The organism is Catenulispora sp. MAP12-49, assembly GCF_041262705.1.
In the GTDB taxonomy this organism is placed as follows: Bacteria; Actinomycetota; Actinomycetes; order Streptomycetales; family Catenulisporaceae; genus Catenulispora.
In genome coordinates, this window is sequence record NZ_JBGCCP010000004.1 from 272,583 (window position 1) to 297,341 (window position 24,759).

Genomic DNA, 24,759 nt, shown 5'->3' on the forward strand with positions numbered 1-24,759 from the left:
CCTTCGTGCTCTTATGCCGATGGCGTGTACGTGAACTGGTCAGCCGTGCCGGTCGCGCTCGTGCCGACGTCGGTCGTGACCGTGACGTCGACCGTGCCGGCCGGCCCCGGCGGCGTGACGGCGGTGATCTGCGAATCGGAGTCCAGGGTGTACGGCACCGCCACGCCGCCGACGTCGACGCGGAACGTGCCGGTGAAGCGCTCGCCGGTGATCGTCACGGTGGTGCCGCCGGCGGTCGGGCCCGAGGGCGGGCTGACTGAGGTCGCGATCGGCACCGGCGAGAAGAACGTGAACTGGTCCGCGGGGACGGTCGCGCTGGTGCCGGCGGTGTTGGTGACCGTCACATCGACGGTGCCGTTGGTCTGCGCCCTGGTCACCGCCGTCACCTGGGTGTCGGAGTCGATGGTGAACGAGGAGGCCGCGGTCCCGCCGAAGTACACCCCCGTGGTCGTGGACATGTGGGTCCCGGTGATGACGACCGACGTGCCGCCGCTGGACACGCCGCTGGTCGGTGTCATCGAGGTGAAGGTCGGTATCGCCAGGTAGGTGTACTGGTCGGCCTGCCCGGCGGCGCTGGTGCCGTTGTCGTTCGTGACGGTGACGTCGACCGTGCGCGCGGTCTGCGGCGGGACGACGGCGGTGATCTGGGAGTCGGAGTCGACGGTGTAGGAGGTCGCCGGGACCCCGCCGAAGCTGACGCCGGCGGCCCCGCCGCCGAGGAACGGGCCGCCGGTGATGACGACTTTGTTGCCGCCGGCCTCGGCGCCCTTGGCGGGGCTGATCGAGGCGATCGTGGGGATGACCGGTGCCCGGACGAAGGTGACTGCGCCTTGCAGCTCGGTGAAATCGGCCGGGTCGGTGATGGTGGCGGTGACGTTCCCGGTGCGGACGTCGATCACCTGTATTCCGGTGTACGTGACGTAGTACAGCGTGTCAGGGTCGGGCCCGAAGCTCATCACGTCGGGCGAGCCGGTTTCCGGGCCGCCACATGGGCTGGGCACGGTTCTGGCGATCGTCCTCGCGGCCAGATCCACTTCGGTCAGGCCACCGTCGCCGCAGTAGTAGGCATCGGTCCCGTCCGGGTCGAGAACCCCACTCCCAAGACCTTCGTTCAGCGGGATCGAGGCGATGGTGCGGCTGACGGTGTCGATCGCGGCCAGCGAAGGGGTGGTAGTGCGGGTGCTCGGGTCGAAGATTTCCTGGGGGACGAAGGCCGTGGACCCGTCCGGGCCGAGGATCAGCCCGTTGGAAACGTAGTTGTCCGCGATCGTGGCGGTGACCGTCTCGGTCGCGGTGTCGATCGCCAGGACACCGGCGTAGTCGGGCGGCGGCGACAGGAAGAACGTCGCATAGACGGTGGAGCCGTCGGGGGAGAAGGTGAGGCCGCTGAGGTATTTCTCGCCGACGTTGAAGGTCTTGATCTCCTGATCGGTGGCGGTGTCGATCACGGAGATGGCGCCGTTGTCGCAGGAGACCCACAGCCGGCTGCCGTCCGGGCTGATGGCTGCCTCCGTGGGATCCGTGCCGCAGACCCCGATGGTGTGCGTGACCGTGTTGGTGGCCGCGTCGATCACGGCGACCTGTCCGTCTTCGCGGAACTCGCCGTTGGTGACGACGTAGGCGGTGCGCTTGTCCGGGCTCGCCACGAGGGCGACCGGGCTGGTCGGCATGGGGATCGAGCCGACGACCGTGTTGGTCGCCACGTCGATGACGTGTACCTGGCCCGGGTGGAAGCCGTCTTCGTGGTCCACCACATAGGCCAGGTCCACGGCGGTCGCGGCGGGGGCGGCGTGCGCCGGCACCGCCGCCACGGTGCCGGCGACCACTCCCGCGGCGACCAGCGCGATCGCGGTCGCTGTCGACGCCGATCGACGCCAGGCGTGTCTGAGTCTGGGCAGCACTTTGAGATTCCCCTCCCGAAGTCGGGCGCCGCTCCCGGCGCTCCGTACCCGAGATATTCCACCCGGTATGGCAGGGTTCGGGAAGGAGCTCGCGCGCCAAGTTCATCAGAGTTCGAAGATTCTTGTGATCTTCGCAGGAGGAGTCATGCACCGCACCACATCAGGGCTCGCCGCCGCCGGGACGGCGGTCGTGCTGTCCGTCGCGCTGGGGGCCGCCGCGAAGGCCGCCCCCATTTCCAGTCCCACTCCCAGCCCTGGCCCCGGGTACCAGCACCACCACTTCAGTGCCGCCGTGAGCCGGGTCGGGGCCGCCACGACGCTCCCGGAGCGGGTCAAGCGCGTCGAACAGGCGCTGCAGTCGACGTCCCCGCAGCTCCAGCGGGCCTACGACGTCGCGCCGCTGTACGCGAACCACATCGACGGCACCGGCCTGACGATCGCCACGCTGGTGGCGTTCGGCGACAAGAACGCCAAGGGCTACCTCGACCAGTACGACGCCGACAACGGCCTGCCGGCGGCGAACCTGCAGACCATCGCGCCGGTCGGCGCGGTCCCCGGGTGCGGCGACCCGGGCGTCGACACCGGCGACTGCCGGGGCTGGGGCGGCGAGACCGACCTCGACATCGCGATGATCCACACCCTCGCCCCCGGCGCGAAGATCCTGATCATCGCCACGCCGGTGAGCGAGACCGAGGGCGTCACCGGGTTCCCGGAGATGATGTCCGCGATCGACTACACGGTGTCCCACCACCTCGCCGACGTCATCTCGATGAGCATGGGCACCCCCGAGGACGACTTCGCGAGCTCGGCGCAGCTGCACGGCCTGGACAGCCACTTCCAGAACGCCACCGACCACGGGGTGACGGTCCTGGCCTCCTCCGGCGACGACGGCGCCGACGGTATGAAGCTGGACGGCACCACGCCGTGGGGCAAGCGCGTGGTGTCCTTCCCCGCCGACGAGTCCTCCGTCACCGCGGTCGGCGGCACGGTCCTGTCGCTGAACGACACCGGCAGCCGCACCGCGCCGGACACCCTGTGGCGCGAATCCGGCGGCGGCGTCTCGCACGAGTTCGGGGTCCCGGCCTGGCAGCGGAACACCGCCGGCGCGACCGGCGCCGCGGGCCGCGCGCTGCCGGACATCACGATGGAGGGCACCTCGGGCACGTCGGAGTCCTCGCCGCTGATGGCCGCGCTCGTCGGGCTGGCCGACCAGTCCGCGGGCCGCGACCTGGGGCTGATCAACCCGGCGCTGTACGCGCTCGGGCCGAACGGGAAGCGGTCGGGGATCGTGGACGTGACCAGCGGGTGCAACTCGACGGCGGCCGTCACGGGATTCTGCGCCGGCGCCGGGTACGACATCGCCTCGGGCTGGGGCACGATCGACGCCGCGAGGTTCGTACCGGCGCTCGTCGCCGCCTCAACGCCTGGCGGCAGCACGCGGATCGACGTCGGGGCGCAGGGGCCCGGACACATCAGCGTGACGGCGAAGCAGCAGTGAGCTGATCTGCGCGGGTGGGACACCGCATCAGGGCGCCCCGGAGCTGCGGTTTCGGGGCGCTCGGCCGTTCCGGCGCCGGGGTGCGCACGGCCCCGGCCGTCACCGGGCCGTGACAGCTCGGCACCGGCCCGACCGGCCATCTGGCACAATTCCTCCTGTGATCCAGGCCGGTGCGCAGACGACGCGCGATCTCCGTCGCCGCAGTCGTGCCACCTTGCTCTCGTGCATCTATCTCGGGCGGGCGACGAGCCGGCCGGAGCTGGCGCGGCTGGCCGGGATGAGCTCGGCGGCGGTCAGCAACGTCGTCTCCGACCTCATCGCCGACGGCCTGGTCGCCGAGGCCGGGTCGGTGGACTCCAACGGCGGGCGGCCGCGGACGGTGCTCGCGGCGCAGCCCGGGTTCGGGTACGCCGTCGGCGTGGACATCGGCGAGACCCACATCCATGTGGTGCTGTTCGACTGGACGCTGTCCACCCTGGCCACCTCCACGCACGAGATCCGGGTCGGACGCCTGGACCCGGACGTCGTGGTGCGCCTGGTGGTCTCCGGAGTGCGCTCGCTGCTGGACAGCACCGGCGTCCCGCACGAGCGGCTGCTCGGCATCGGCATCGGGGTCCCCGGCGCGGTGCAGGAGGGCGAGCGGGGCGTGGTGCACGCGCCGACGCTCGGCTGGTCCGGGGTGCCGCTCGGCGACGCCCTGCGCGCCGAGCTCGACGCCCCGATCCTCATCGACAACTGCGCACGCACGCTCGGCCAGGCCGAGGCCTGGCGCGGCGCCGGACGCGACGCGCGGCGCGCGGTCGTCGCGCTGTGGGGCGTCGGCGTCGGCGCCGCGATCGCCGAGGGCTCCTCGCTGGCCGAGGCCGGCTCCAGCTCCACCAGCGAGTGGGGGCACGCGGTGATCGAGGCCCGCGGCCGGGCCTGCCGCTGCGGCTCGCACGGGTGCCTGGAGGCCTACGTCGGCGCCACCGCGATCCTGGACGCCTACCTGGAGCATCCCGCCGGCCGCCCCTTCGCCCAGGACGGCACCGAGGCCAGGATGGCCGAGCTCGCGGCGCGCGCCGCGGCCGGCGACGACGAGGCCGCCACCGCGACGCTCGACGAGGTCGCCGAGTACCTGGGCATCGGCGTCGGCAACCTCATCAACATGATCAACCCCGACCAGGTCATCCTCGCCGGCTGGGTCGGCGAGCAGCTGGGCCCGCAACTGCTGCCCGCGATCCGCGCCGCCGCCGAACGGCACGCGCTGCCCTACCTGTTCGACCAGACGTGCATCGGCGTCGGCGAACTCGGCCCCGGCGCGGTCGCGCTGGGAGCGGCCACGCTGCCGGTGGCGCGGCTGCTGGCGGCCGGCGGGCACGTCGCGGGCTGACGCGGCACCAGCCGGGAACTTAGCTGGGAACGCAGCTTTCGACGACGTGGCGGCCCATCGCGAAGGGTGCAGCCTGCTGACGCTCTTGCGATAGCTCTGGTCGCGCGACCCGTCGCGTTTTCCGGCACCCCCGAACCGCGCCACCAGCGGATCCCGTAAACCGTGCGCGAAGCCGTAAAAAGCTTCCAAAACCAACGCTCTCTTGATCCCCGGCGGCCATTGTCAGTCGTCGATCACTTCCCTTACGTTGTAGACAAAGTGAACTGCACCGTACCAGGGAGGCCCCATGCCAGCCAGTTCCGCCGTCGGTTCCCCCGTTCCCCGATCCGCCCTCGTCGTTCGCGGGGGCTGGGAGGGCCATGCTCCGGTGGCGACCACCGAGTTGTTCATCCCGTCGTTGCAGGCCGCCGGGTTCGCGGTCGAGGTCGCCGACAGTCTGGATGTGTACTGCGACAGCGAGCGGTTGGCGTGTACCGACTTGGTCGTCCAGTGCTGGTCGGAGGGGGAGCGGGCTGAGGAGTTGACCAAGGAGCAGGCCGCCGGGCTGGTCGGGGCGGTCGCGGCCGGGACGGGGTTCGCCGGGTGGCACGGCGGGGTGCTGGCGGCGTTTCGGAATCCGGACTATCTGCGCATGGTCGGCGGTCTGTTTCTGTTCCATCCGCCGGAGTTCCTCACCTACCGGGTCCGGGTCGAGGCCGAGCACGCCGGGCATCCGATCGTTGCCGGCCTGGGGGATTTCGACGTGCATAGCGAGCAGTACTGGATGCTCACCGATGACCGGAACACCGTGCTGGCCACCACTGTCGTGGAGCCGGAGGACGGTGGTCAGGGCGAGGCGCCGGTCTCGATGCCCGTGGTGTGGACCAGGCGGTGGGGGGCCGGGAAGGTCTTCGTCTCGGCGGTCGGGCATCGGGTCGAGGACCTGCGCGAACCGGCTGTCAGAACCCTGACGGAGCGTGGTCTGGTCTGGGCTGCGCGGGGGAGCGGGACTGTTACGGGGGCGTTGACAGCCTCTCCCGACCCCCTTATCTTTCATCGTTAATTAAGTCCGGACGGCAGCACAGCCCCGGCGGCGACACAGAGGTCAGGATCCTTGATGAGTTCTGTCAGCACGGAAGCGGTGGAGTACACCGCCGAGGTCTTCATCGACGGCCGCTTCGAGGCCCCCGCCTCGCCGTGGCGTCCAGTCCTGGACAAGGCGGCCGGCACCGCGTTCGCCCGGTACGGCGACGCCTCCGCCGAGCAGGTCGACCGCGCGGTGGCCGCCGCGCGGCGGGCGCAGCCGGCGTGGGCCGCCACCGACGCCAACACCCGCTGCGAGATCCTGCGCGCCTTCGCCGCGCAGCTCCAGCAGCGGCACGACGAGCTGATCGCCGTGATCGTCCGCGAGACCGGCGGCACCGCGGAGAAGGCCGAGGAGGAGCTCGGGCAGGCGGTCACCCAGTTGCTGAACTCCGCGACGCAGCTCACCGAGAACGCCGGGGCGATTCTGCCGCCGTACAAGCCGGGCAAGATGTCGCTGTCCCGGGCGGTGCCGCTGGGCGTCATCGGCCTGATCGTGCCGTGGAACTACCCGATGAGCCTGGCGATGCGCGCGCTGGCGCCGGGGCTGGCCTACGGCAACGCCGTGGTCCTCAAGCCCGCCGAGCTCACCCCGATCGCCGGCGGCCAGGTGCTCGCCGAGGCGGCGCGCGCCGCCGGGGTGCCGGACGGCCTGCTGGCCGTGCTGCCCGGCGACGGTCCGGTCACCGGCGCCGCGCTGTCGCGGCACCCGGGTCTGGACCTGATCCACTTCACCGGGTCCTACGAGGTGGGCGCGGCCATCACCGAGCTCGGGGCGCGCAGCGGCACGCCGGTGATCACCGAGCTCGGCGGGGACAACGCCTTCGTCGTGCTCGACGACGCCGACGTCGAGCAGGCCGCGAGCTGCGCGGTCTGGACGGCGCTGTGGTATCAGGGCCAGACCTGCATCAGCGCCGGCCGGCACATCGTGCAGCGCCCGATCGCCGAAGCCTTCACCGAGGCGGTCGTGGAGCGGGTCCGCAAGCTGCGCGTCGGCGACCCGCTGCGCGAGGAGGTGGACCTGGGCCCGGTGATCAGCGCCGGGCAGCTGGCCCGCTTCCACGAACGGCTGGTGCTGCCCTCGGTCGCGGCCGGCGCGCGGGTCGCCGTCGGGGCCGAGTACGACGGCCTGTTCTACCGGCCGACCGTCCTGACCGGCGTCACGCCGGACATGCCGATCTTCCAGGAGGAGACGTTCGGTCCGGTCATGCCGGTCACCGTCGTCGATTCCGAGGCGGAAGCGCTGGAGCTCGCCAACCGCCACCGGACGCTGATGAACTCCGTGTTCTCCGGCGACCCGCTGCGCGGCTACGCGTTCGCCGAGCGGATGCACAGCAACGAGGTACACGTCAACGACGGCTACGCCCGTCACGGCGGAGAGGGTCAGCTCGCCGGGTTCACCCGGCGGCAGTGGATCGGTCTGCAGACCACGCCGGTGTCCTACCCGGCCTGGGCCAATCTCTAAAGGAGGCAATAGATTGCGTACCACCCTCATAAGAGCCACCACAGCCCTGACGGCGCTCGCCGCCGTCGCGGTCATGGCCGGATGCGGTTCCTCGACGTCCGCCAAGAGCGGCACCGGCAGCGCCGCGGGCGGCTCCCACGGCAAGGTGACGCTGTCCTTCGTCAACTGGGACGGCGGCATGCAGACCGCGGTGGACCAGTGGAACAAGGCGAACCCCGACATCCAGGTGCAGCTGACCAAGCCGTCGGGCACCGGCTACACCCTGTACAACAAGCTGATCACCAACAACGCCGCCGGCACCAACCCGGACGTCACCGAGGTCGAGTACCAGGCGCTCCCGGCGCTGATCGCCAACAAGGTCATCGTCCCGATCGACCAGTACATCGGCGACATCTCCGCGGACTTCGACAAGTCCTCGCTGGCGCAGGTGCAGTTCGAGGGCAAGACCTACGGCGTCCCGCAGAACGTCTGCCCGATGGTCTTCTTCTACCGCAAGGACGTCTTCGACTCCCTGGGTCTGAAGCCCCCGACCACTTGGGACGAGTACGCGGCCGACGCCGCGACCATCCACGCCAAGAACCCCAAGCAGTACATCGGCAACTTCTCGGCCGTGGACTCCGGCTGGTTCGCCGGGCTCGCGCAGCAGGCCGGCGCCAACTGGTGGACCACCACCGGCACCACCTGGAACGTCGCCATCGACGACGCCCCCACGCAGAAGGTCGCGAACTACTGGAGCGGCCTGATCGACAAGGGCCTGGTCTCCCCGGAACCGAACTGGTCCCCGCAGTGGAGCACCGACATGAACGACGGCACGATCATCGGCTGGGTGAGCGCGCAGTGGGCGCCGAACCAGTTCCCCTCGGTGGCCAAGGACACCTCCGGCAAGTGGGTGGCCGCGGCGCTGCCGGCCTGGAGCGCCGGCGACCCGACGGTGGGCATCTGGGGCGGTGAGACCGAGGCCGTGACCTCCAACTCCAAGCACCCGGCCGAGGCCGCGAAGTTCGTGAAGTGGCTCAACTCTTCACAGGACGGCGTCAAGACCCTGATCCAGCAGGTCGACGTGTTCCCGGCGTCGCTGGCCAACCAGGACCAGGACGCGCTGAAGACCCCGCCGCCGTTCATGTCCGACCAGTCGGACTACAACACCCTGATAGCGCAGCAGGCCAAGAACGTGCGCACGTTCCAGGTCTGGGGCCCGAACGCGAACGTCACCTTCGACGCGTACTCCAACGACTTCGCCGCCGCGCTGCAGAACAAGACGCCGCTGTCCGCGGCGCTGACACAGATGCAGCAGGCGACCGTCGACGACCTGAAGAAGCGCGGCTTCTCGGTGACGGGCTGAGGAAGGGCGAGGCATCCCAGATGAAGGTTCGCCGCCGGCGTCACACGCTGCTTCCACAGGCCCTGCTCCTGCCGGCCGTGGTGTTGTTCCTGCTGTTCACCGTCGCCCCGGGCGGCTATGCGATCTACCTGAGCTTCATGAAGCAGAAGGCCGGCGGCGGCCTGTTCGGGACGGACAACCCGACGACCGTCTTCGCCGGGCTGGAGAACTACACAGCGGCCTTCAGCGACGGGGAGTTCTGGCACAGCATCGGCCGGATGCTGCTGGTCGCGGTCATCGGTGTGCCGGCGACCATCGGCTTCTCGACGCTGTTCGCGCTGTGCCTGGACGCCAAACGGGCCCGGCTCGTCGGGTTCTCGCGACTGGCGATCTTCCTGCCATACGCGGTGCCCGGCGTGGTCGCCACCTTGCTGTGGGGCTTCATGTACCTGCCGGCGACCAGTCCGATCGGCGGGAACACCGTGAACTACTTCGGTTCGCACACGGTGTTCTTCTCCGTGGCCAACGTGGCGGTGTGGGGCGTGTTGGGCTTCAACATGGTCGTCATCTACACCTCTTTGCGCGGCCTGCCGCGCGAGCTGTTCCAGGCCGCCGAGCTGGACGGGGCCAGCGAGCTGCAGATCGCGCTGCGCATCAAGCTGCCGATGCTGGCCCCGACGCTGACGCTGGTGACCGTCTTCTCGCTGATCGGCGCTCTGCAGCTGTTCAACGAGCCGACCACGCTCAAGCCGGTCACCAACGCGATCAGCTCCACGTGGGTGCCCCTGATGCGCGTCTACACCGACGCCTTCGTCGACAACGACATCTACCGCGGGGCGGCCGCCTCGTTCCTGCTCATCGTGCTGACGGTCGCCGCCACCGTGGCCGCCAACACGGTGCTCCGTCTGATAGCGCGTAGGAGTGAACGATGAAGGCGCGCACCAACTGGATCCCGACCATCATCCTGCTGATCGGCGCGGTGTACTGCGTGCTGCCGGTGGTGTGGATCGTGATCGCGTCCACGAAGACCAACAGCGAGCTGTTCTCCACCGCGCCGTTCGCGCCGTCCTTCCACGGCGGCTTCTTCTCCAACCTGCGCGCGCTGTTCGCCTACGACCACGGCATCTTCGCGCGCTGGGCGGTCAACTCGGTGATCTACGCCGTCGGCGGCGCGACGCTGTCCACGATCGTGTGCGGCTGCGCCGGCTACGCCCTGGGCAAGTACCGTTTCCACGGCAGTGTCTGGCTGTTCCGGCTGATCGTTGCCGCGGTCCTGCTCCCGCAGATCATGCTGGCCATCCCGCAGTTCCTGCTGTTGGCCAAGTTCGGGCTCACCAACAACTACGCGGCGGTGATCCTGCCGCAGCTGGTCAGTCCGTTCGCCATCTACCTGTGCAAGGTCTACGCCGAGGCCTCCGTCAGCGACGAGGTGCTGGAAGCGGCCCGGTGCGACGGGGCCTCGGAGTGGCGGATGTTCGCCTCCATCGGCTCGCGGCTGATGATGCCGGCGCTGGTGACGGTGTTCCTGTTGCAGTTCATCGGGATCTGGAACAACTTCCTGCTGCCGTTCGTGATGCTCAACCGGGACCAGCTCTTCCCGCTGACCGAGGGGCTGTACGGGCTGCTCATCATCACCGGCGGCCAGGCCGCGCAGTACACGATCGTCATCGTCGGGGTGTTGGTGTCGATCGTTCCGCTGGCGGCGGTGTTCCTGTTGTTGCAACGGTATTGGCGGGTCGATCTGGTTTCCGGAGGAGTCAAGGCATGACGGTCGATCTTCCCCGCCTGGGCTTCGGCGCGGCCGCGATCGCGAACGACGGGGTCGGCCTCGGGCAGGCCCTGGACTGTGTGGACGCCGCGTGGGAGAGCGGGATGCGCTACTTCGACACGGCGCCGATGTACGGATCCGGACACTCCGAACGTCTGCTCGGCCTGGCCCTTCGGGGCCGGCCGCGCACGGAGTACGTGCTGAGCACCAAGGTCGGGCGCCTGGTCCGGCCCACCCACCCCGACACCGCACAGACCGGCGCTCCCTGGATCTACGACTTCAGCCCGGACGGCGTGCTCACCTCGCTGGAGGAGAGCCTGCTGCGCCTGGGCGTCGACAGCGTGGACCTGGTCTACATCCACGACCCCGACGACCACTGGCGCGAAGCCCTGGAAGGCGCCTGGCCGACGGTGGCCCGGCTGCGCGACGAGGGAGTGGTCCGCGCGGTCGGGGTCGGGATGGTGCAGGCGCCGATGCTGGCGCGTTTCATCCGGGAGACCGACATCGACCTGGTGCTGGCGGCCGGCGTCTATACCCTGCTGGACACCCAGGCCATCGACGATCTGCTCCCCGAGGCGCAGCGGCGCGGCATCGGTGTCGTGGCGGCCCAGTCGTTGCACGGCGGGCTCATCGACGGCGTCGCGAACCCGATGTTCCGTTACCGGCCGGTCGACGAACAGACGCGCGCGAAGACGGCGCTTATCGCAAAGGTTTGTCATGAGTTCGGGATGCCGACGGCGGCCGTGGCCTTGCAGTTCCCGTACGGGCATCCGGCGGTGCGCTGCGGTCTGACCGGCCCCGCCTCGCGTGCGCAGTTGGCGCAGAACCTGTCCTGGGCCTCGCAGCCGATACCGCCTGCCCTGTGGGGCCGACTGCGGGAGGAGGGTCTGCTGCCGACCGACGTCCCGGTGCCCTCGGCGGATCTGACGATTGTTTAGTTTGCAACAAGTCGATTACTAGTCGAACGGACTTGCTCGAAGCCGCGCTTCTCCCAGCATCAGGGGGCTAAATTAACTAAGAACTCTGCAACACAGCTCCAGCACCCACCCTGGCTCCGGCGCCACAGCCTCTCCCGGAGGACGGTTCTCGATGCGGACGCGGACAGGGCAGCCGCCCCAAGCGTTTCACCCCGCCCACATCGGGCCGTACGAGGTCTTGCGCCGCCTTGGCGCCGGGGCGATGGGCGAGGTGTTCCTCGCCCGTTCGGCCTCCTCGCGGCTCGTGGCGGTCAAGACCATCCGGTCCGGGCTGGCCGAGCACCCCGGCTACCGCCGCCGTTTCGCCCACGAGGTGGACGCGGCCAAGCGGGTCAGCGGCGCCTTCACCGCCGCGGTGGTGGGCGCCGATCCGCACGCCGACCTGCCGTGGCTGGCCACCGTCTACGTGCCCGCGCCCTCGCTGGAGGAGCTGGTCACCACCTGCGGGCCGATGGCCGTGTCGACGGTGCGCTGGCTGGCCGCCGGCTGCGCCGAGGCGCTGGAGTGCGTGCACCGGGCCGGGCTGGTCCACCGGGACTTCAAGCCGGCCAACGTGCTGGTCACCGCCGACGGCCCGCGCGTCATCGACTTCGGGCTGGCCCGCAGCGACGGGCTGCCGCAGGGCACCGCGGCCGGCATGGTGATGGGGACGCCGCTGTACATGGCGCCCGAGCAGGCGATGGGGGACCGGGCCGTCGGACCGGCCGCCGACGTGTTCGCCCTCGGCGCGACGCTGTACCACGCGGCCACCGGCGCGGCCCTGTATCAGGAGGAGAAGGCGGTCGGCGTCCTGCTGCAGAAGATGCGGCAGTCTGCGGACCTCACACCGGTGCCCAGGGAACTGCGCGGACTGATCGCCGGATGCCTGGCGCTGGAGCCGGACGACCGGCCCACGCCCGCCTCGCTGATCGCCGCCCTGGCGCCGCACCTGGCCGCGGCCGACACGGTGCACCCGCTGCCCGAGGCGGTGCTGGCGTACATCGAGGACTACCGCACCGCGCAGCTGGAGCTGACGCGGTCGCGGCGCTCCGCAGGGCCGGACGGGGCCGGCGCTGCCGCCGGGGCGGCGACGCATGTGACGGCGCGCGACGGCGATCTCGGCGATCCCGGCGACTCCGAGGAACTCGCCCTCGGGGGCGGCAGCGGGCGCGGTGACAGCGGGGATCGTGGCGGCGCCGCGGCTTTTGCCGGCGGCGCGCACTTCGCCCATGACGGGACCGTGGAGCAAGACCTGCGGCCCCGTCATCCGTCGCTGCCCCCGGACGAGGCATCGGCGAACCGCTCCACCGCCAACCGCCGGCGGTACCGGGCCCATTGGTGGGAGCGCGACCGCTTCGGGCGGCGCTCGCCGGTGGTGCCGACCGTGGTCGCGGTGTGCGTCCTGCTGGCCCTCGGCGGCGCGGCGATCAGCGGTCTGCTGCTGATCGGGTCGCTGAAGGACGGCAACAGCGGCGACTCGGCGCGTCCGGAGGCCGGCGGTCCCGCGGCCACGGTGACGACGACCGCGGGGCCGGGCCCCACGGGCTCGGCGCCCGGCTCGCCGCCCGGCTCCCCTCCTCCGACCAACTCCCCGCCGCCGCCGACCCGGGAGGGCGGGCCGCCGCTGGGTGGCGGGCCGCCGTTCGGCGGCGGTGGCGGCGGCCCGGCCAGCCCGCCGCCCGGCGCGGTCACCCAGGTCGGCGGCACCCAACTCGGGGTGCGGCCGCCGTTCGGCGACCCCCGGACCACCTACATCCTCAACGGCAACGGCTGGCCGGCCGGTCAGACCGTCACCATCACGTTCCTCGACGCCTCCGTGCCGCCGGTCAAGACCGTGGTGGACGGCAGCGGGATGTTCAGCGTCGCCCTGGACCAGGGCGCCGGCGCGGTGGTGCTGCCCGACGGGCGCTACCACGTGCGGGCCGCGCTGGGGAGCCGGTCGCTGGCGGTGTCGTTCGTGGTCGGGCCGCCGCTGGACTGAGGCTGGACTGAGGCTGGACTGATGGCGGGCCGGCGCAGGTCGGGAGGCTCTTGACTTCCCAAGACCACCGGATCAGATTCCTGATGCATCGTCAGGTTTCTGATTGGGAGGGTTCCGCATGCCTGAGCAGGGAACACCAGACCTCTCCCGCCGCCGTGTCCTCCAGGGCGCCGCCGCGGGGACCGCCGCTCTGATCGGCGCAGGGGCCTTCACCGCCGCCACCAGCGCCTACGCCGACGCCCCGGTGCTGGGCACGTACGACGTCGTCGTGGTCGGCTGCGGCGCCGCCGGGATGACCGCCGCCCTGACCGCCGCCGCCCGCGGGCTGTCCGTGGTCGTCGTGGAGAAGGCCCCGACCTTCGGCGGCTCGGCCGCGCGCTCCGGGGCCGGGATCTGGATCCCGAACAACTCGGTGATCCTGGCCGCCGGAGTCCCGGACACCCCGGCCCTGGCCGCCGAGTACCTGGCCGTCGTCGTCGGCGGCGGATCGACCCCGGCCCGGCAGAACGCCTTCCTGGCCAACGGCCCGGCGATGCTGTCGTTCGTCATGGCGCACAGCCCGTGCCGTTTCAAGTGGATGGACGGCTACTCCGACTACTATCCGGAACTGCCCGGCGGGATGCCGGGCGGCCGCTCCATCGAGCCGGACGTCATCGACGGCAACATCCTGGGCTCCGAACTCGCCAACCTCAACCCGGCCTACCTCCCGGTCCCGGCGGGCCTGGTGGTGTTCAGCCAGGACTACAAGTGGATCAACCTGGCCGCCGTCAACGCCAAGGGCACGGCCGTCGCCGCCGAGGCCGCCGCGCGCGGCGCCGCCGCGGCCCTGGCCGGCCAGAAGCCGCTGACCATGGGCCAGTCCCTGGCCACCGGGCTGCGGGCCGGGCTGATGCAGGCCGGCGTTCCGGTGCTGCTGAACACCCCGCTCACCGACCTGAACATCGTCAACGGCGCCGCGGCCGGCGTCGTGGTCACCCAGAACGGCAGCCCCGGCCTCATCAACGCCCGCCGCGGCGTGATCGTCGGCTCCGGCGGGTTCGAACACAACGCCGCGATGCGGGCCCAGTACCAGCAGCAGCCGATCGGCACGAGCTGGAGCGTCGGGGCCAAGGAGAACACCGGCGACGGCATCCTGGCCGGCCAGCGTGCCGGCGCCGCCCTGGCCCTGATGGACGACGCCTGGTGGGGTCCGACGATCCCCAGCGGCGACGGACCGTACTTCTGCCTGGCCGAGCGGACCCTGCCCGGCGGCCTGATCGTGAACCAGACCGGGCACCGGTTCGTCGACGAGGCGGCGCCGTACGTGGACGTGGTGCACACGATGTACCGGCAGAACGCCATCGCCCCGGACATCCCGGCCTGGCTGATCATCGACCAGAACTTCCGAGACCGCTACGTCTTCCGCGACATCCTGCCGACCCTGCCGTTCCCCGACTCCTGGTACCAGAACGGCTCGGTCTACAGGGACCTGACCCTGTGGGGCCTGGCCGGCCAGATCGGGGTCTCGCCGTCGGTCCTGACGAACACCGTCGCACACTTCAACGGCCTGGCGATCACCGGCAAGGACACGGACTTCGGCCGCGGGGTGAGCGTCTACGACCACTACTACACCGACCCCGCCATCATCCCGAACTCGTGCCTGGCACCGCTGTGGCTCGCCCCGTTCTACGCCCTGAGGATCGTCCCCGGCGACCTGGGCACCAAGGGCGGCATTGTCACCGACGAACGGGCCCGCGTCCTGCGCCCCGACGGCTCGGTCATCGGCGGCCTCTATGCCGCTGGAAACGCCAGTGCAGCCGTCATGGGACACAGTTACGCCGGCGCCGGGTCCACCATCGGCCCGGCGATGACGTTCGGCTACATCGCCGGCAACGACATCTGAGCGGCCAGCGCGGGCAACCTTTTCCCCGCCCAGCGAGTGTCAATGTCCACAAGCCGCGCGGCGACCGGACCGCGCGGGGCGGACCACGGCGAAGGCGGGGACGACAGATGGCGGGCAGCGAACCGGCCGGGTTCCGCGAGTACATCGCCGCCCGCAGGAAGGGGCTCCTGGCCACGGCCTACGTACTCACCGGTTCCCAGCACGGCGCCGAGGACCTGGTGCAGGCCACGCTGGTGAAGGTGTGGCCGCGCTGGAACCGGGTCGCCGCGGCCGGCGACCCGGACGCCTACGTCCGCAAGGCGCTGCTGAACACGTTCCTGTCCTGGCGGCGGCGCGACGGCGGCCGCGAGGTCCTGAGCCAGGACGTCGGTGCGGTCGCGGCGCCGCGAGCCGGCACCGGCGGTCTGGACGCCGATCCCGGCGCCGGCAACGCGCTCACCGGCGTGCTGGACCGGATGGTCGTCCGGGATCTGGTGCGTGCCTTGCCACGGCGCCAGCGCGCTGTCGTGGTGCTGCGTTACTTCGCCGACCTGTCCGAGGCGCAGATCGCCGAGACGCTGGACTGCTCGGTCGGCACCGTCAAGAGCCAGCACGCCAAAGCCCTGGCCACCCTCCGTCGCCGCACACCGGCCGAAGACCGATAGGAGCGGATCCGATGAAGCAGCAGAACGTGCCGGACTTCGACACCCGTCCGCTGGCCGAGGGCCTTCGCGAGCTGGCCGGCCAGGCCGCCGACACCCCGGGCCTGTTCGACGCCGTGGCCGCCGGCGCGCGCCGCCGGTCCGCCCGGCTGCGCGTGTCCGGCGCGGTCCTGGCGGTCGGCGGCGTGCTGGGGATCGCGGCGGGGGTGGCGGCGTGGCTGCCGGCGTCCGGGGCGGGCGACGCGATCTCCTCGGCGGCTGTCGCGCCGGCCCGGTGCCCGGAGCAGGCTCCCACCGGGGTCCGTTCCGACGGGCCCGCCAACCGTCTGTACTCCGGAACACCGGCCGCGGCGACCCTGTGCGTCTACGGGTACTCCGCCCGCCAAAGCGGAGCGTCGGTGCGAGCGGACCAGATCACCGGGTCCTCGTTCAAGACACTGATCCACGTTCTGACCCGCGCGCGGACACCCGGATCCCAGATGTGCACGGCCCAGGCCGTCAACCCCGAGCAGCTGTTGGTCGTCCAGTTCCCCGACGGCTCGTCGCAGGACCTGGTCATCAACCTGAGCGGATGCGGGACCGTGACGAACGGGGTTCGCACGGTCCTGCTTCCGAGGGAGCTGTTCGACCTGGTCAGGTACTGATCGTGGCGACGTTCTCCAGGCCGTAGGTCCGGGCGTAGCCGTTCTCGGTGCCGACCAGCAGGTCGACGACCTCGAAGTAGCGGTCCCAGAACGGGGTCTCGCGCAGGGCGTCGATGAGGAGCTGGTAGCCGTGGTGGTCCTCGGCCTCCCAGACCCAGACGTCGGTGACGCGCGCGGAGTAGAACTCCGTGTCGTAGAACCGTGACCGGACGCCGCTGGTCTTGGCCTGGATGGCCGGCAGGACCTGGGTGGTGAAGGCGTGCACGCGCTCGGCCACGGTCAGGGCCAGCCACTCGGGGGTGGTCTTCACCAGCATGAACGCGGTGACCGGCGGTTCGGTGCGAGTCTCAGTGCTCATCAGGACTCCACCGCCGGCTTGAGCGTCCGCGCGCACCACTGCTCGAAGGTGGTGGGGGAGGAGGTCTGCGGCGTGCGCTCGACGCCGGCGTCCAGGCCCTCGTCCTTGGCCCGCTTCATGTCCACGATGCCCTGGACGAACTCCGCGTTGAGGCCGTAGCCGACCAGCGTGGAGTGCGTCTCCTCCAACGGCTGGCGCTCGTAGCGGACCGGGCGGCCGAGCTGCTCGGTCATGATGCGCGCCAGGTCGTTGGCGGACAGGTCCTGCGGCCCGAGCACCGGCACGCTCCCGACGCCGGTCCACGACCGGTCCAGCAGCAGGCGCGCCGCGGCGGCCGCGATGTCGGCGACGGCGACCAGGGGCGCCTTGCGGTCGGGCTCGACGGTGTCGACGAAGACTCCCTTCTCGCGGATCGAATCGGCCTCCTCCAGGAAGTTCTCGAAGAAGGACGGGTTGGCCAGGGCCCGGTAGGCGACTCCGCTGTCGGCGATGAGGTCATCCATGGCCAGGGAGGCGGTGACCAGGCCGGCCCGGTCGGCCAGCGGGGTGCCGCGGCCGAGCGCGGAGACGCCGACGACGTGCCCGACGCCGTGCGCGGCGAGCGCCTTGGCGGCGGGGCGGGTGAACGCGGTCCAGGCCTCCAGCGGGGTCAGGGCGGAGTCCGGCGGCACGAGCCAGAACACCGCGTCGGCGCCCTCGAAGGCCCGGTCGACGACCTCGGCGTCGCCGTGCGAGCCGGTGACGATCTCGACGCGTCCGCGCGCCGCCTCCGCAAGCCTGGCCGGGTCGCGCACGATCACGCGCAGCGTCTCCTCGGCCGGGGCGGATTCCAGCAGAAGGCCGAGCAGCTGCCGGCCGATGTTCCCGGTGGGAGCAGTGATGACGATCATGAATTTCCCTGAAAGGTCGTCCGGTTGGGGTACGCCTCTCATCGTGCTGAGGAGCTCGGTGATGCCACAATGGGAACTTCGGCACGGAATACTTGACGGAAATGGAATAACCCAGGTGAGCAGTACAGGTCTGGCAAGCAGTACCGGTTTGGCAACCAGTACGGGTTTGGCAAGCAGTACCGGTTTGGCAAGCCGTACCGACCCGGCCACCATCGACGCCAATCTCGCCATCGCGCTGGACGCCCTGCTGGCCGAGAACAGCGTGACCCGGGCCGCCGCCCGGCTGCACACCTCGCCGGCGGCCATGAGCCGCACTCTGGCCCGCCTGCGCCGCATCCTGCAGGACCCGCTCCTGGTCCGGGCCGGGCAGACGATGGTCCCGACTCCGCGGGCCCAGGAGCTGCGTGAGGAGGCGGCTGGGGTGGTGCGCAGCCTCGGGGTGCTGCTGAGTCCCGGCGGGAGCGTCGATCTCGCGAGCCTGCGAAGCACCTTCACGCTCCAGGCCGCCGACCTGATCGGCGCGGCGCTGGCTCCCGGACTGTTGAACCTGGCGCGGCACGAGGCGCCGGGGGTCTCGTTCCGGATCCGCGCCGAGGACCTGGAGGCCGGCCCGGCTCTGCGCGACGGCCGGATCGACCTGGAGGTCGGCGCCATCGACCACGTGGACCCCGAGACGAAGGTCGAGGAACTGGTCTGGCTGCGCATGGTGCCGGCCGTGCGGCCCGGGCACCCGCTCGCGGACGGGGCGGTGACCCCGGCCCGGCTGGCCGCGGCCGAGCACGTCGTGGTCAGCCGCCGCGGCCGGTTCACCGGTCCGCTCGACGCCGCCCTGGCCCAGCGGGGTCTACAGCGGCGGGTGAACGTCGTGCTGCCCAGCCACCTGGCGGCGATGGCGCTGGCCGCGCACAGCGACGTGGTGTGCCTGGTCCCGGCGGCGCTGCCGGGCGCCGCGGCCTCGCCGCTGAGCCGGCAGGCCGTCGCGTTCGGACTGCGGCTGCTCGACATCCCGCTGGAGCTGCCGCCGTTGGCGATCGCGATGGCCTGGCATCCGCGGCATACGGCCGACGGCGCTCACCGCTGGCTGCGGGGCGCCGTCCGCCGGACGCTGGGTGCGACGGCTACTTGATGCCGTCCGCGGCGCACGCGGCCGCGAACTGGGGCGTGCAGACCTGGGCCTTGGTGACCGCGCCGGCCGTGATGACGTCCTCGATGTTGGACTTCACGATGGCCTCCGGGGTCAGCTCCACGGACTGCACCAGCTTGCCGGTGACGGTGTCGGCGACCATCGCGTTGGCCGCCGTCGCCGTCTGCCCCTTGGCGAGGTTGACGGCCAGTTCGGCGCCGGCCTGGGCCTCCTTCACGGAGTCCTTGAACACGGTCATGCACTGGTCGCCGGTCAGGACCGACTGCAGTCCCGCGACGGTCGCGTCCTGGCCGGTGACCGGGACCTTGCCGTTGAGGTGGTGCGCCTTCAGGACCGCGATGACCGCCTGGGCCATCCCGTCGTTGGCCACCAGGACGCCGCCGATGTTCGGGGCCTGGGCGAGCATCTTGGTGAAGTTCTTGCCGGCGGTGGTGTTGTCCCAGCCGTCCGTGGACTGGTTCGGGCCCCGCACGTAGGTGCCGTTGTTGTAGAGCTGGCCCAGGACCGAGTCGTAACCCTGCGCGAACAGGGTCGCGTTGTTGTCCGTGGGGGAGCCGTTCACCTCGGCCACGACCGGCTTGGTCTGGCCCTGCAGGCACTGCACCAGACCCTGGCCCTGGAGCTCGCCGACGTCCACGTTGTCGAAGCTGACGTAGTAGTCGGCGTGGCCGCCGAGAGTGAGGCGGTCGTAGTCGATGGTGGCCACGCCCTCCTGCCGGGCCTTGGTCAGCACCGCGATGCCCGAGGCGGCGTCGAGGTCCACGATCATCAGGACGTTGACGCCCTCTTTGAGCATGTGGTCCGCGATCGCGGCGAACTGAGCCTTGTCACCCTGGGCGTTCTGGATGTCGTACTTGACGCCCTTTGCCTTGAACGCCGCTTCCAGGGCGGGGTGGTCCTGGGTCTCCCAGCGGGCTGAGGACGTGGTGTCGGGCAGGATCACGCCGATGTACGGCGTCCGGCCCTTCGCCGACCCGTTGGAGGAGCTGCTGCTGCAACCCCCCAGGGCAAGGGTCGCGACGGTACCGGTCGCCATGGCGCGGATGATCAGTTGTCTCAACGTTGGTTCCTTTTAGTGTGCCGAAGGCGCACGCCGTTGTCTGTATGTCGTTCCGTTGGTTCCGTGACGGATTCCGCGGTTTGGCACGGGATCCGTACAGCAGGTGGCGTTGCGTACGGCGTTGACGCGGGACGGTCCTCACGCGTCACTGTCAGGGCGGCCAACGAAATGCTCTTTTGGAGAGTCGAAAACTATGGGGCGCGAAGGGGTCCGCGCCAGAGGGCTGTGGCCGGAATCTCGTCAAACCGCCGTAACGATTCGGACACACGAATTTGTTGTCTACGCACAAAGAGAAGGGGCCGCCCGAAGGCGGCCCCGGCGGGCTTCTCTCAGCTCGGTCTTCTCCATTAAGGGCTGGTCAGAAGTCGGAGTGCCGCTTCTGGTGGTGGTCGGTGGTGTCGCACGGCCGGGTTCGCAGGAGTGTGCCGTTCGCAACACTGTTTGTGATCAGGCACTGGGGGCGCACGGCCCCACGGCCACCGCGCCGTCGTCCCGGGCCGGCGCGCGCCGCCTTGCCCGGATCCACGATGGCCGGCAGCGCCATGACGGCCGAGGAGGTGAACAGGGCTGCGTGCTTGGTCGGGAATCGCACGGGTCTGCTCCGATCGGTGCTGGAATGCTTCGAAGGCAGTGCTTTCGAGGACCAGCGTGCTCGGAGAAGCCGTGGGTGTCGCGTTCCGTTCCGGTCACCGGAACGCAACGCGACACCCTTGGCCGGATCGGTGGTCGGTCTCAGTTCTTGGCGGGGTACGTGAACTCGTCGGCGGGGCTGGACGGGCTCGAGTATCCGTTCACGGCGACGGTGACGTTGAAGGTCTTGCCGTCGAGCCGCTGCTTGAGCACCTCGCCCGGGACCTCCACGGTGAGGTACGGCCCCTCGGGGTCCGTGAAGCCGAGCTTGACGCTCGGCGACGGGTGGGGGCCGAAGAACACCGCGGCGCCCTCCGCGAAGCCGTGGCCGTAGACCGAGATGGTCTCCCCGATGGCGGCGGTGGTCGGCGAGATGCTGGAGACCCACACCGGTTCCGGGCCGCCGACGGCGAACTTGGACAGCGGGGACGCGGCGGACGTCCCCAGCGGGGTGGTGACGCGGACGTCGACGACGCCGCAGACCGGCGGCATGCCGGTGATGGTGATCCGGGTGTCGTTCACGACGGTGATCGTCGAAGCCGGGCAGGCATAGGTGCCGAAGTCGACGCCGAGGTTCGTGGCGGGGTCGAAGCCCTTGAAGCCGGTGCCGGCGATCTCGACCGTCCCCGTGGTGGCCTGGATCGAGGTGGGGATCAGGCCGTCGACGGTGGGCGGGGTCAGGAGTTTCAGCGGCGAACCCAGCAGAGCCAGGTAGGTGGCGTTGTCGTGCTGGAACGCGATCTGGCCCATGAAGTCCTCGAGCGTGTTCGCCGTCAGTTTCTCGTCCCACAGGCCGTAGAGGGGGTTCAGGTTCAGGGTCTGCTGGTTGTTCGGTCCGGGCTGGTAGTAGGTGTTGTTCCCCGGGAGCGTCTCGATGATCTTGACGATGTCCGCCAACTCGCCGACCACCTGCGTGCCCTTCGGGTACCAGGGCGGGTTCTTGTTGTCGGAGCCCGGGTTGTTCGGGTCGCTCAGGACGTTGCCCAGCGTGGCCCAGGCCTGCGGCACGATGTCGTACACGTTCACGAAGAACTCGCACTGGACCAGTACCGATTTGCCGATCAAGGTGTCGGTGAAGTAGTCGGCGAAGTCCTTCAGCCCGGCGGTCGGCGCGGCGAAGGTCAGGATCCCGAACGACGGCGGCTTCGGCCATTTGTTCTGCGTGCACTGGGTGACCAGATACGGCGTGACCATGGTCGCTATACAGCCGCCGAGGCTGTGGCCGATCACGAAGACCGTCGCGTTCTCGGGCAGGGACGAGAGCGTGGCGACGAGCGCCTGCTCCATCGCTCCGCCGGCGAATCCGCCGACGGCGGCGGCCTCGGTGTTGACGAGTTCGGTGAACGCCGCCATGGCGCCGCTGGACACCGAGACCGTCGTCGTCGCCCCGCTCGCCGGGAACGGCACGGTCGTGCCGACGGCCAAGTCCTCCATCGTGTCGGTGACATTGGCGTTGGTGCCCCGCAGCACCACGGCGACCTGGTTCGAGGCGCTGTCGACCGCGATATAGGCCAGGTTCGCGTTGGTCGGGGTCATCAGGAGCCATGCGGCCTCCCACCCGGGTGCGTTGGCATCGAGCTGCAGCTTGATGCCGGCGGCGATCCGCTCGCACTGTTGCTGCTGGGTCTCCCCCGAGGGGCGCGTCGTCGCCCCCGTGGAGGCGGCCGCGGCCAGCACCATGGCCGTCGCTTTGTCGAGTTGTTGGGTGGCCGCCATCTCATGCTCCTCAGGTTTGGACGGGATTATGCGGTTTCGGACTGAGGTCCTCCGTCATCCTGGTTCTCGGCCTTCCGGTTTTCGCCCTTGGGACGCCGTTCGGGCGATGGGATAGCATCCAGCGCCGCTCAGGTCCGTCACCGACGGCGGCGTGTGGCTTCATCGGGCGATGGCGATGGCGATGGCGATGGCGATGGCGATGGCGAAGGCGATGGCGAAGGCGAAGGGCGGGGACGTGGCGGACCGGACGGCGACGTGGCGCCTGCTGGTGGTCGACGACGATGCCGCGCTGCGGCGCGGGCTGGGCCGGGCCCTGGGCCTGTCCGGCTTCGCCGTGGAGACCGCGGCCGATGGCGAGTCGGCGCTGGGGATCCTGGGCGGCGGCGGCATCGACGCGGTGGTCCTGGACGTCTCGATGCGCGGGATGTCAGGGGTCGATGTCGTGCGGCGGCTGCGGCAGCACGGCGACGACGTCCCGGTGCTGATGCTCTCGGCCCTGGACGACGTCACCGACCGGATCGCCGGCCTGGCCGCGGGAGCCGACGACTACGTGGTCAAGCCGTTCTCGACCGCCGAGCTGGAACTGCGGGTCCGGGCGCTGCTGCGGCGCGGGCGCCCGGTGCCGCACGGGGTGGTCGCGGCGTGCGGGATCGTGATGGACACCGACGCCCGCACGGTCACGGTCGCCGGCTGCCCGGTGGAGCTGACCCGGCGGGAGTTCGACGTGCTGGAGGTGCTGGCGCGCAACGCCGGGGCGGTGCTGACCCGCGACCAGCTGCTGGACCGGGTGTGGGGGTACGACTTCCAGGTGCGGTCCGACGCGGTGGACACCGTGGTCAGCTATCTGCGGCGCAAGCTGGAGGCCGACGGCCGGCCTCGGGTGCTGCACACGGTGCGCGGCGTCGGCTTCGCGGTGCGCGGGGGGCTGGAGGGCGGCGGCTTCGAGAGCGGCGGCTTGGGGAGCGGCTTGGAAGGCGGCGGCTTGGAGGGCGGCTTGGAGAGCGCTCCGGAGGAGGGTCGGCTGTGAGGCTCTCGACCCGCTTCGCCTGGGCCTCGGCGGCGCTGCTGCCGGTGCTGATCATCGCGGCCGGCGCCGCGCTGGTCCCGTGGGAGAGCGCGGACCTGCGCGCGGAGCGTGACACGTACCTCCGAACGCGCGCCGACACCCTTGCCCCGCAAGCGTCTTCGCTGGCCGCGCAGTCCTCGAACCCGGCGTCCCGGGTGCGGGAGGCGTTGCAGGCCCCGGACGACGCGGTCGTGCTCGCGGTGCGCGGCGCGGACGTCACGGTCGGCGACGCTCCCTCGGCCGGGCGGCTGCCGACGGTCGACGGCGCGTTCAGCGTGCACGAAGGACTGCGCCAGTGGCGCGGCTACTCGGCCTCGGACCAGGCGACCGGGGCGCGGGTATGGGTCGTGGAGCCGGAGTCGGTCCTGTCGGCCAAGGTGCGCCGGCTCCGGGGCCGGGTGTGGCTGATGGCCCTGATCGTCTCGCCGGTGGCGTTCGCGGTGGGCGGGCTGCTGGGGCGGCGCACCATCAGGCCCTTGACGGTGTTGCGGGAGCGGGCCCGCTTGGTGAGCTCGGGGACCGGGGCGCGGATCGCGCTGCGGACCGGCGTCGACGAGATCGACGACGTCGCCGGGATCCTGGACGCGGCCCTGGCCCACCGCGACGAGCAGGAGATGCGCATCGTCGAGGCCTGGCAGGCGGCGCGGTCGTTCGCGGCGACGGCGGCCCACGAGCTGCGCACGCCCCTGACCGGGATCCAGACGGCGCTGGACGTGCTGGAACACCCGGGCGCCGAGGCCGCGGACCGCCGTGAGGCGCTGGACGACCTGCGGGCGGCGCACACCCGGGTCCTGGGGCTGCTGGAGGTGCTGCGCGCGCTGTCGCGGGCCGAGCTGGCGCGTCCTGAGCAGTTCGCCGAGGTGGACGTCGCCGAGCTCGCCGAGACGGCGCTGTACGCGGCGCGCGGCCGGCATCCCGGCGTCCGGTACGACGCGCGCGTGGACGCCTCGGCCGAGGGCGGCGCGGGGGTGCTGGCGGGCTGGGCCGACGGGCTGCGGATGATCATGGACAATCTACTCGACAACGCTGCCGTCCACGGCGTTCCGGCACCCGGCCCAGGTTCGGGCCCGATAGTGCTCAGCCTCGCACGGGAGCCCGGGTCCCTCGTCCTGACGGTCGACGACCACGGTCCCGGAATCGCGCCGGAGCTGCGCGGACGTCTGTTCGACCGGTTCGTCGCCTCCGAGGCCAGCCCCGGTTTCGGCCTCGGGCTGACGATCGTGGCCCAGGTCGTCGGACTGCATCAGGGCACTGTCGAGGCGCTGTCGGGACCCGCCGGGCGCGGCACCCGGTTCCTGGTCCGGCTGCCGTCACCGTCGCCGTCACAAGGTTTTCCCAAAGAGCGCTTCTAACTTCGGTCACGAGCGGCCGCCGGACTCGGGCGGCCGCACCGACCGAAGGGGA

General features: G+C 70.8%; 21 protein-coding genes. 15 read left to right on the forward strand and 6 right to left on the reverse strand.

Features of this window, described 5'->3' with window-relative positions; translation table 11 throughout:
- Positions 1-11 precede the first annotated feature (11 nt).
- The gene (locus ABIA35_RS11370; protein WP_370357806.1) at positions 12-1,901 is read right to left on the reverse strand and encodes an IPT/TIG domain-containing protein; all 1,890 of its coding nucleotides are present in this window, start codon (positions 1,899-1,901) and stop codon (positions 12-14) included.
- Positions 1,902-2,046: 145 nt separating this feature from the next.
- Here ABIA35_RS11370 and ABIA35_RS11375 point away from each other — a divergent pair, with 145 nt between their 5' ends.
- From ABIA35_RS11375 to ABIA35_RS11430, 12 genes are all read left to right on the forward strand, one after another.
- Complete coding sequence (locus ABIA35_RS11375; RefSeq protein WP_370357807.1) at positions 2,047-3,399, forward strand: S8 family serine peptidase; 1,353 nt, start codon at positions 2,047-2,049, stop codon at positions 3,397-3,399.
- 157 nt (positions 3,400-3,556) lie between these two features.
- Complete coding sequence (locus tag ABIA35_RS11380) at positions 3,557-4,771, forward strand: ROK family protein (protein WP_370357808.1); 1,215 nt, start codon at positions 3,557-3,559, stop codon at positions 4,769-4,771.
- Between the two features lie 286 nt (positions 4,772-5,057).
- The gene (locus tag ABIA35_RS11385; protein WP_370334325.1) at positions 5,058-5,813 is read left to right on the forward strand and encodes a ThuA domain-containing protein; all 756 of its coding nucleotides are present in this window, start codon (positions 5,058-5,060) and stop codon (positions 5,811-5,813) included.
- Positions 5,814-5,867: 54 nt separating this feature from the next.
- Positions 5,868-7,298 (forward strand): aldehyde dehydrogenase family protein, encoded by a 1,431-nt coding sequence (locus ABIA35_RS11390; RefSeq protein ID WP_370334326.1) that lies wholly within the window; start codon positions 5,868-5,870, stop codon positions 7,296-7,298.
- A 13-nt stretch (positions 7,299-7,311) separates the two neighbouring features.
- Positions 7,312-8,640, forward strand: a complete 1,329-nt coding sequence (locus ABIA35_RS11395) for an ABC transporter substrate-binding protein (protein WP_370334328.1) — start codon at positions 7,312-7,314, stop codon at positions 8,638-8,640.
- Between the two features lie 20 nt (positions 8,641-8,660).
- Complete coding sequence (locus ABIA35_RS11400) at positions 8,661-9,551, forward strand: carbohydrate ABC transporter permease (protein WP_370334329.1); 891 nt, start codon at positions 8,661-8,663, stop codon at positions 9,549-9,551.
- The gene (locus ABIA35_RS11405; protein ID WP_370357809.1) at positions 9,548-10,387 is read left to right on the forward strand and encodes a carbohydrate ABC transporter permease; all 840 of its coding nucleotides are present in this window, start codon (positions 9,548-9,550) and stop codon (positions 10,385-10,387) included. Before ABIA35_RS11400 ends, ABIA35_RS11405 begins: the two co-directional genes overlap by 4 nt.
- Positions 10,384-11,325, forward strand: coding sequence for an aldo/keto reductase (locus tag ABIA35_RS11410; protein WP_370334331.1), 942 nt, complete (start codon positions 10,384-10,386; stop codon positions 11,323-11,325). The genes ABIA35_RS11405 and ABIA35_RS11410 overlap by 4 nt, the downstream gene beginning before the upstream one ends.
- Before the next feature lie 151 nt (positions 11,326-11,476).
- Positions 11,477-13,324: a serine/threonine-protein kinase gene (locus ABIA35_RS11415; RefSeq protein WP_370357810.1), complete on the forward strand. Its 1,848-nt coding sequence runs from the start codon at positions 11,477-11,479 to the stop codon at positions 13,322-13,324.
- A gap of 118 nt (positions 13,325-13,442) precedes the next feature.
- Complete coding sequence (gene kstD, locus ABIA35_RS11420; protein WP_370357811.1) at positions 13,443-15,206, forward strand: 3-oxosteroid 1-dehydrogenase; 1,764 nt, start codon at positions 13,443-13,445, stop codon at positions 15,204-15,206.
- Between the two features lie 107 nt (positions 15,207-15,313).
- A complete protein-coding gene (locus tag ABIA35_RS11425; RefSeq protein ID WP_370357812.1) occupies positions 15,314-15,850 on the forward strand; it encodes a SigE family RNA polymerase sigma factor in 537 nt (178 codons plus the stop codon).
- 11 nt (positions 15,851-15,861) lie between these two features.
- A complete protein-coding gene (locus tag ABIA35_RS11430) occupies positions 15,862-16,491 on the forward strand; it encodes a hypothetical protein (protein ID WP_370357813.1) in 630 nt (209 codons plus the stop codon).
- Here the strand turns inward: ABIA35_RS11430 and ABIA35_RS11435 are convergent.
- Together ABIA35_RS11435 and ABIA35_RS11440 are read right to left on the reverse strand one after the other, a co-directional pair.
- The gene (locus ABIA35_RS11435) at positions 16,481-16,849 is read right to left on the reverse strand and encodes a darcynin family protein (protein WP_370357814.1); all 369 of its coding nucleotides are present in this window, start codon (positions 16,847-16,849) and stop codon (positions 16,481-16,483) included. The two genes, ABIA35_RS11430 and ABIA35_RS11435, sit on opposite strands and share 11 nt — an antisense overlap.
- Positions 16,849-17,739, reverse strand: coding sequence for an NAD(P)H-binding protein (locus ABIA35_RS11440; protein WP_370357815.1), 891 nt, complete (start codon positions 17,737-17,739; stop codon positions 16,849-16,851). Before ABIA35_RS11440 ends, ABIA35_RS11435 begins: the two co-directional genes overlap by 1 nt.
- Positions 17,740-17,923: 184 nt before the next feature.
- Between ABIA35_RS11440 and ABIA35_RS11445 the strand changes: the two genes are divergently transcribed.
- A complete protein-coding gene (locus ABIA35_RS11445; protein ID WP_370357816.1) occupies positions 17,924-18,865 on the forward strand; it encodes a LysR family transcriptional regulator in 942 nt (313 codons plus the stop codon).
- Here the strand turns inward: ABIA35_RS11445 and ABIA35_RS11450 are convergent.
- The 3 genes from ABIA35_RS11450 to ABIA35_RS11460 all read right to left on the reverse strand — a co-directional run bounded on the left by ABIA35_RS11450 (position 18,858) and on the right by ABIA35_RS11460 (position 22,289).
- Positions 18,858-19,943 carry a sugar ABC transporter substrate-binding protein gene (locus ABIA35_RS11450; RefSeq protein WP_370334339.1) on the reverse strand — a complete coding sequence of 362 codons (1,086 nt, stop codon included), beginning with the start codon at positions 19,941-19,943 and terminating at the stop codon, positions 18,858-18,860. The two genes, ABIA35_RS11445 and ABIA35_RS11450, sit on opposite strands and share 8 nt — an antisense overlap.
- Positions 19,944-20,301: 358 nt before the next feature.
- Positions 20,302-20,535, reverse strand: a complete 234-nt coding sequence (locus ABIA35_RS11455) for a hypothetical protein (RefSeq protein ID WP_370357817.1) — start codon at positions 20,533-20,535, stop codon at positions 20,302-20,304.
- A gap of 140 nt (positions 20,536-20,675) precedes the next feature.
- Complete coding sequence (locus tag ABIA35_RS11460; protein WP_370357818.1) at positions 20,676-22,289, reverse strand: IPT/TIG domain-containing protein; 1,614 nt, start codon at positions 22,287-22,289, stop codon at positions 20,676-20,678.
- A gap of 211 nt (positions 22,290-22,500) precedes the next feature.
- Here ABIA35_RS11460 and ABIA35_RS11465 point away from each other — a divergent pair, with 211 nt between their 5' ends.
- Both ABIA35_RS11465 and ABIA35_RS11470 read left to right on the forward strand, forming a co-directional pair.
- Positions 22,501-23,316, forward strand: coding sequence for a response regulator transcription factor (locus ABIA35_RS11465; protein WP_370357970.1), 816 nt, complete (start codon positions 22,501-22,503; stop codon positions 23,314-23,316).
- On the forward strand, positions 23,313-24,707 hold the full coding sequence (locus ABIA35_RS11470; protein ID WP_370357819.1) for a sensor histidine kinase: 1,395 nt from the start codon (positions 23,313-23,315) through the stop codon (positions 24,705-24,707). Before ABIA35_RS11465 ends, ABIA35_RS11470 begins: the two co-directional genes overlap by 4 nt.
- The last annotated feature ends 52 nt before the right edge of the window (positions 24,708-24,759 follow it).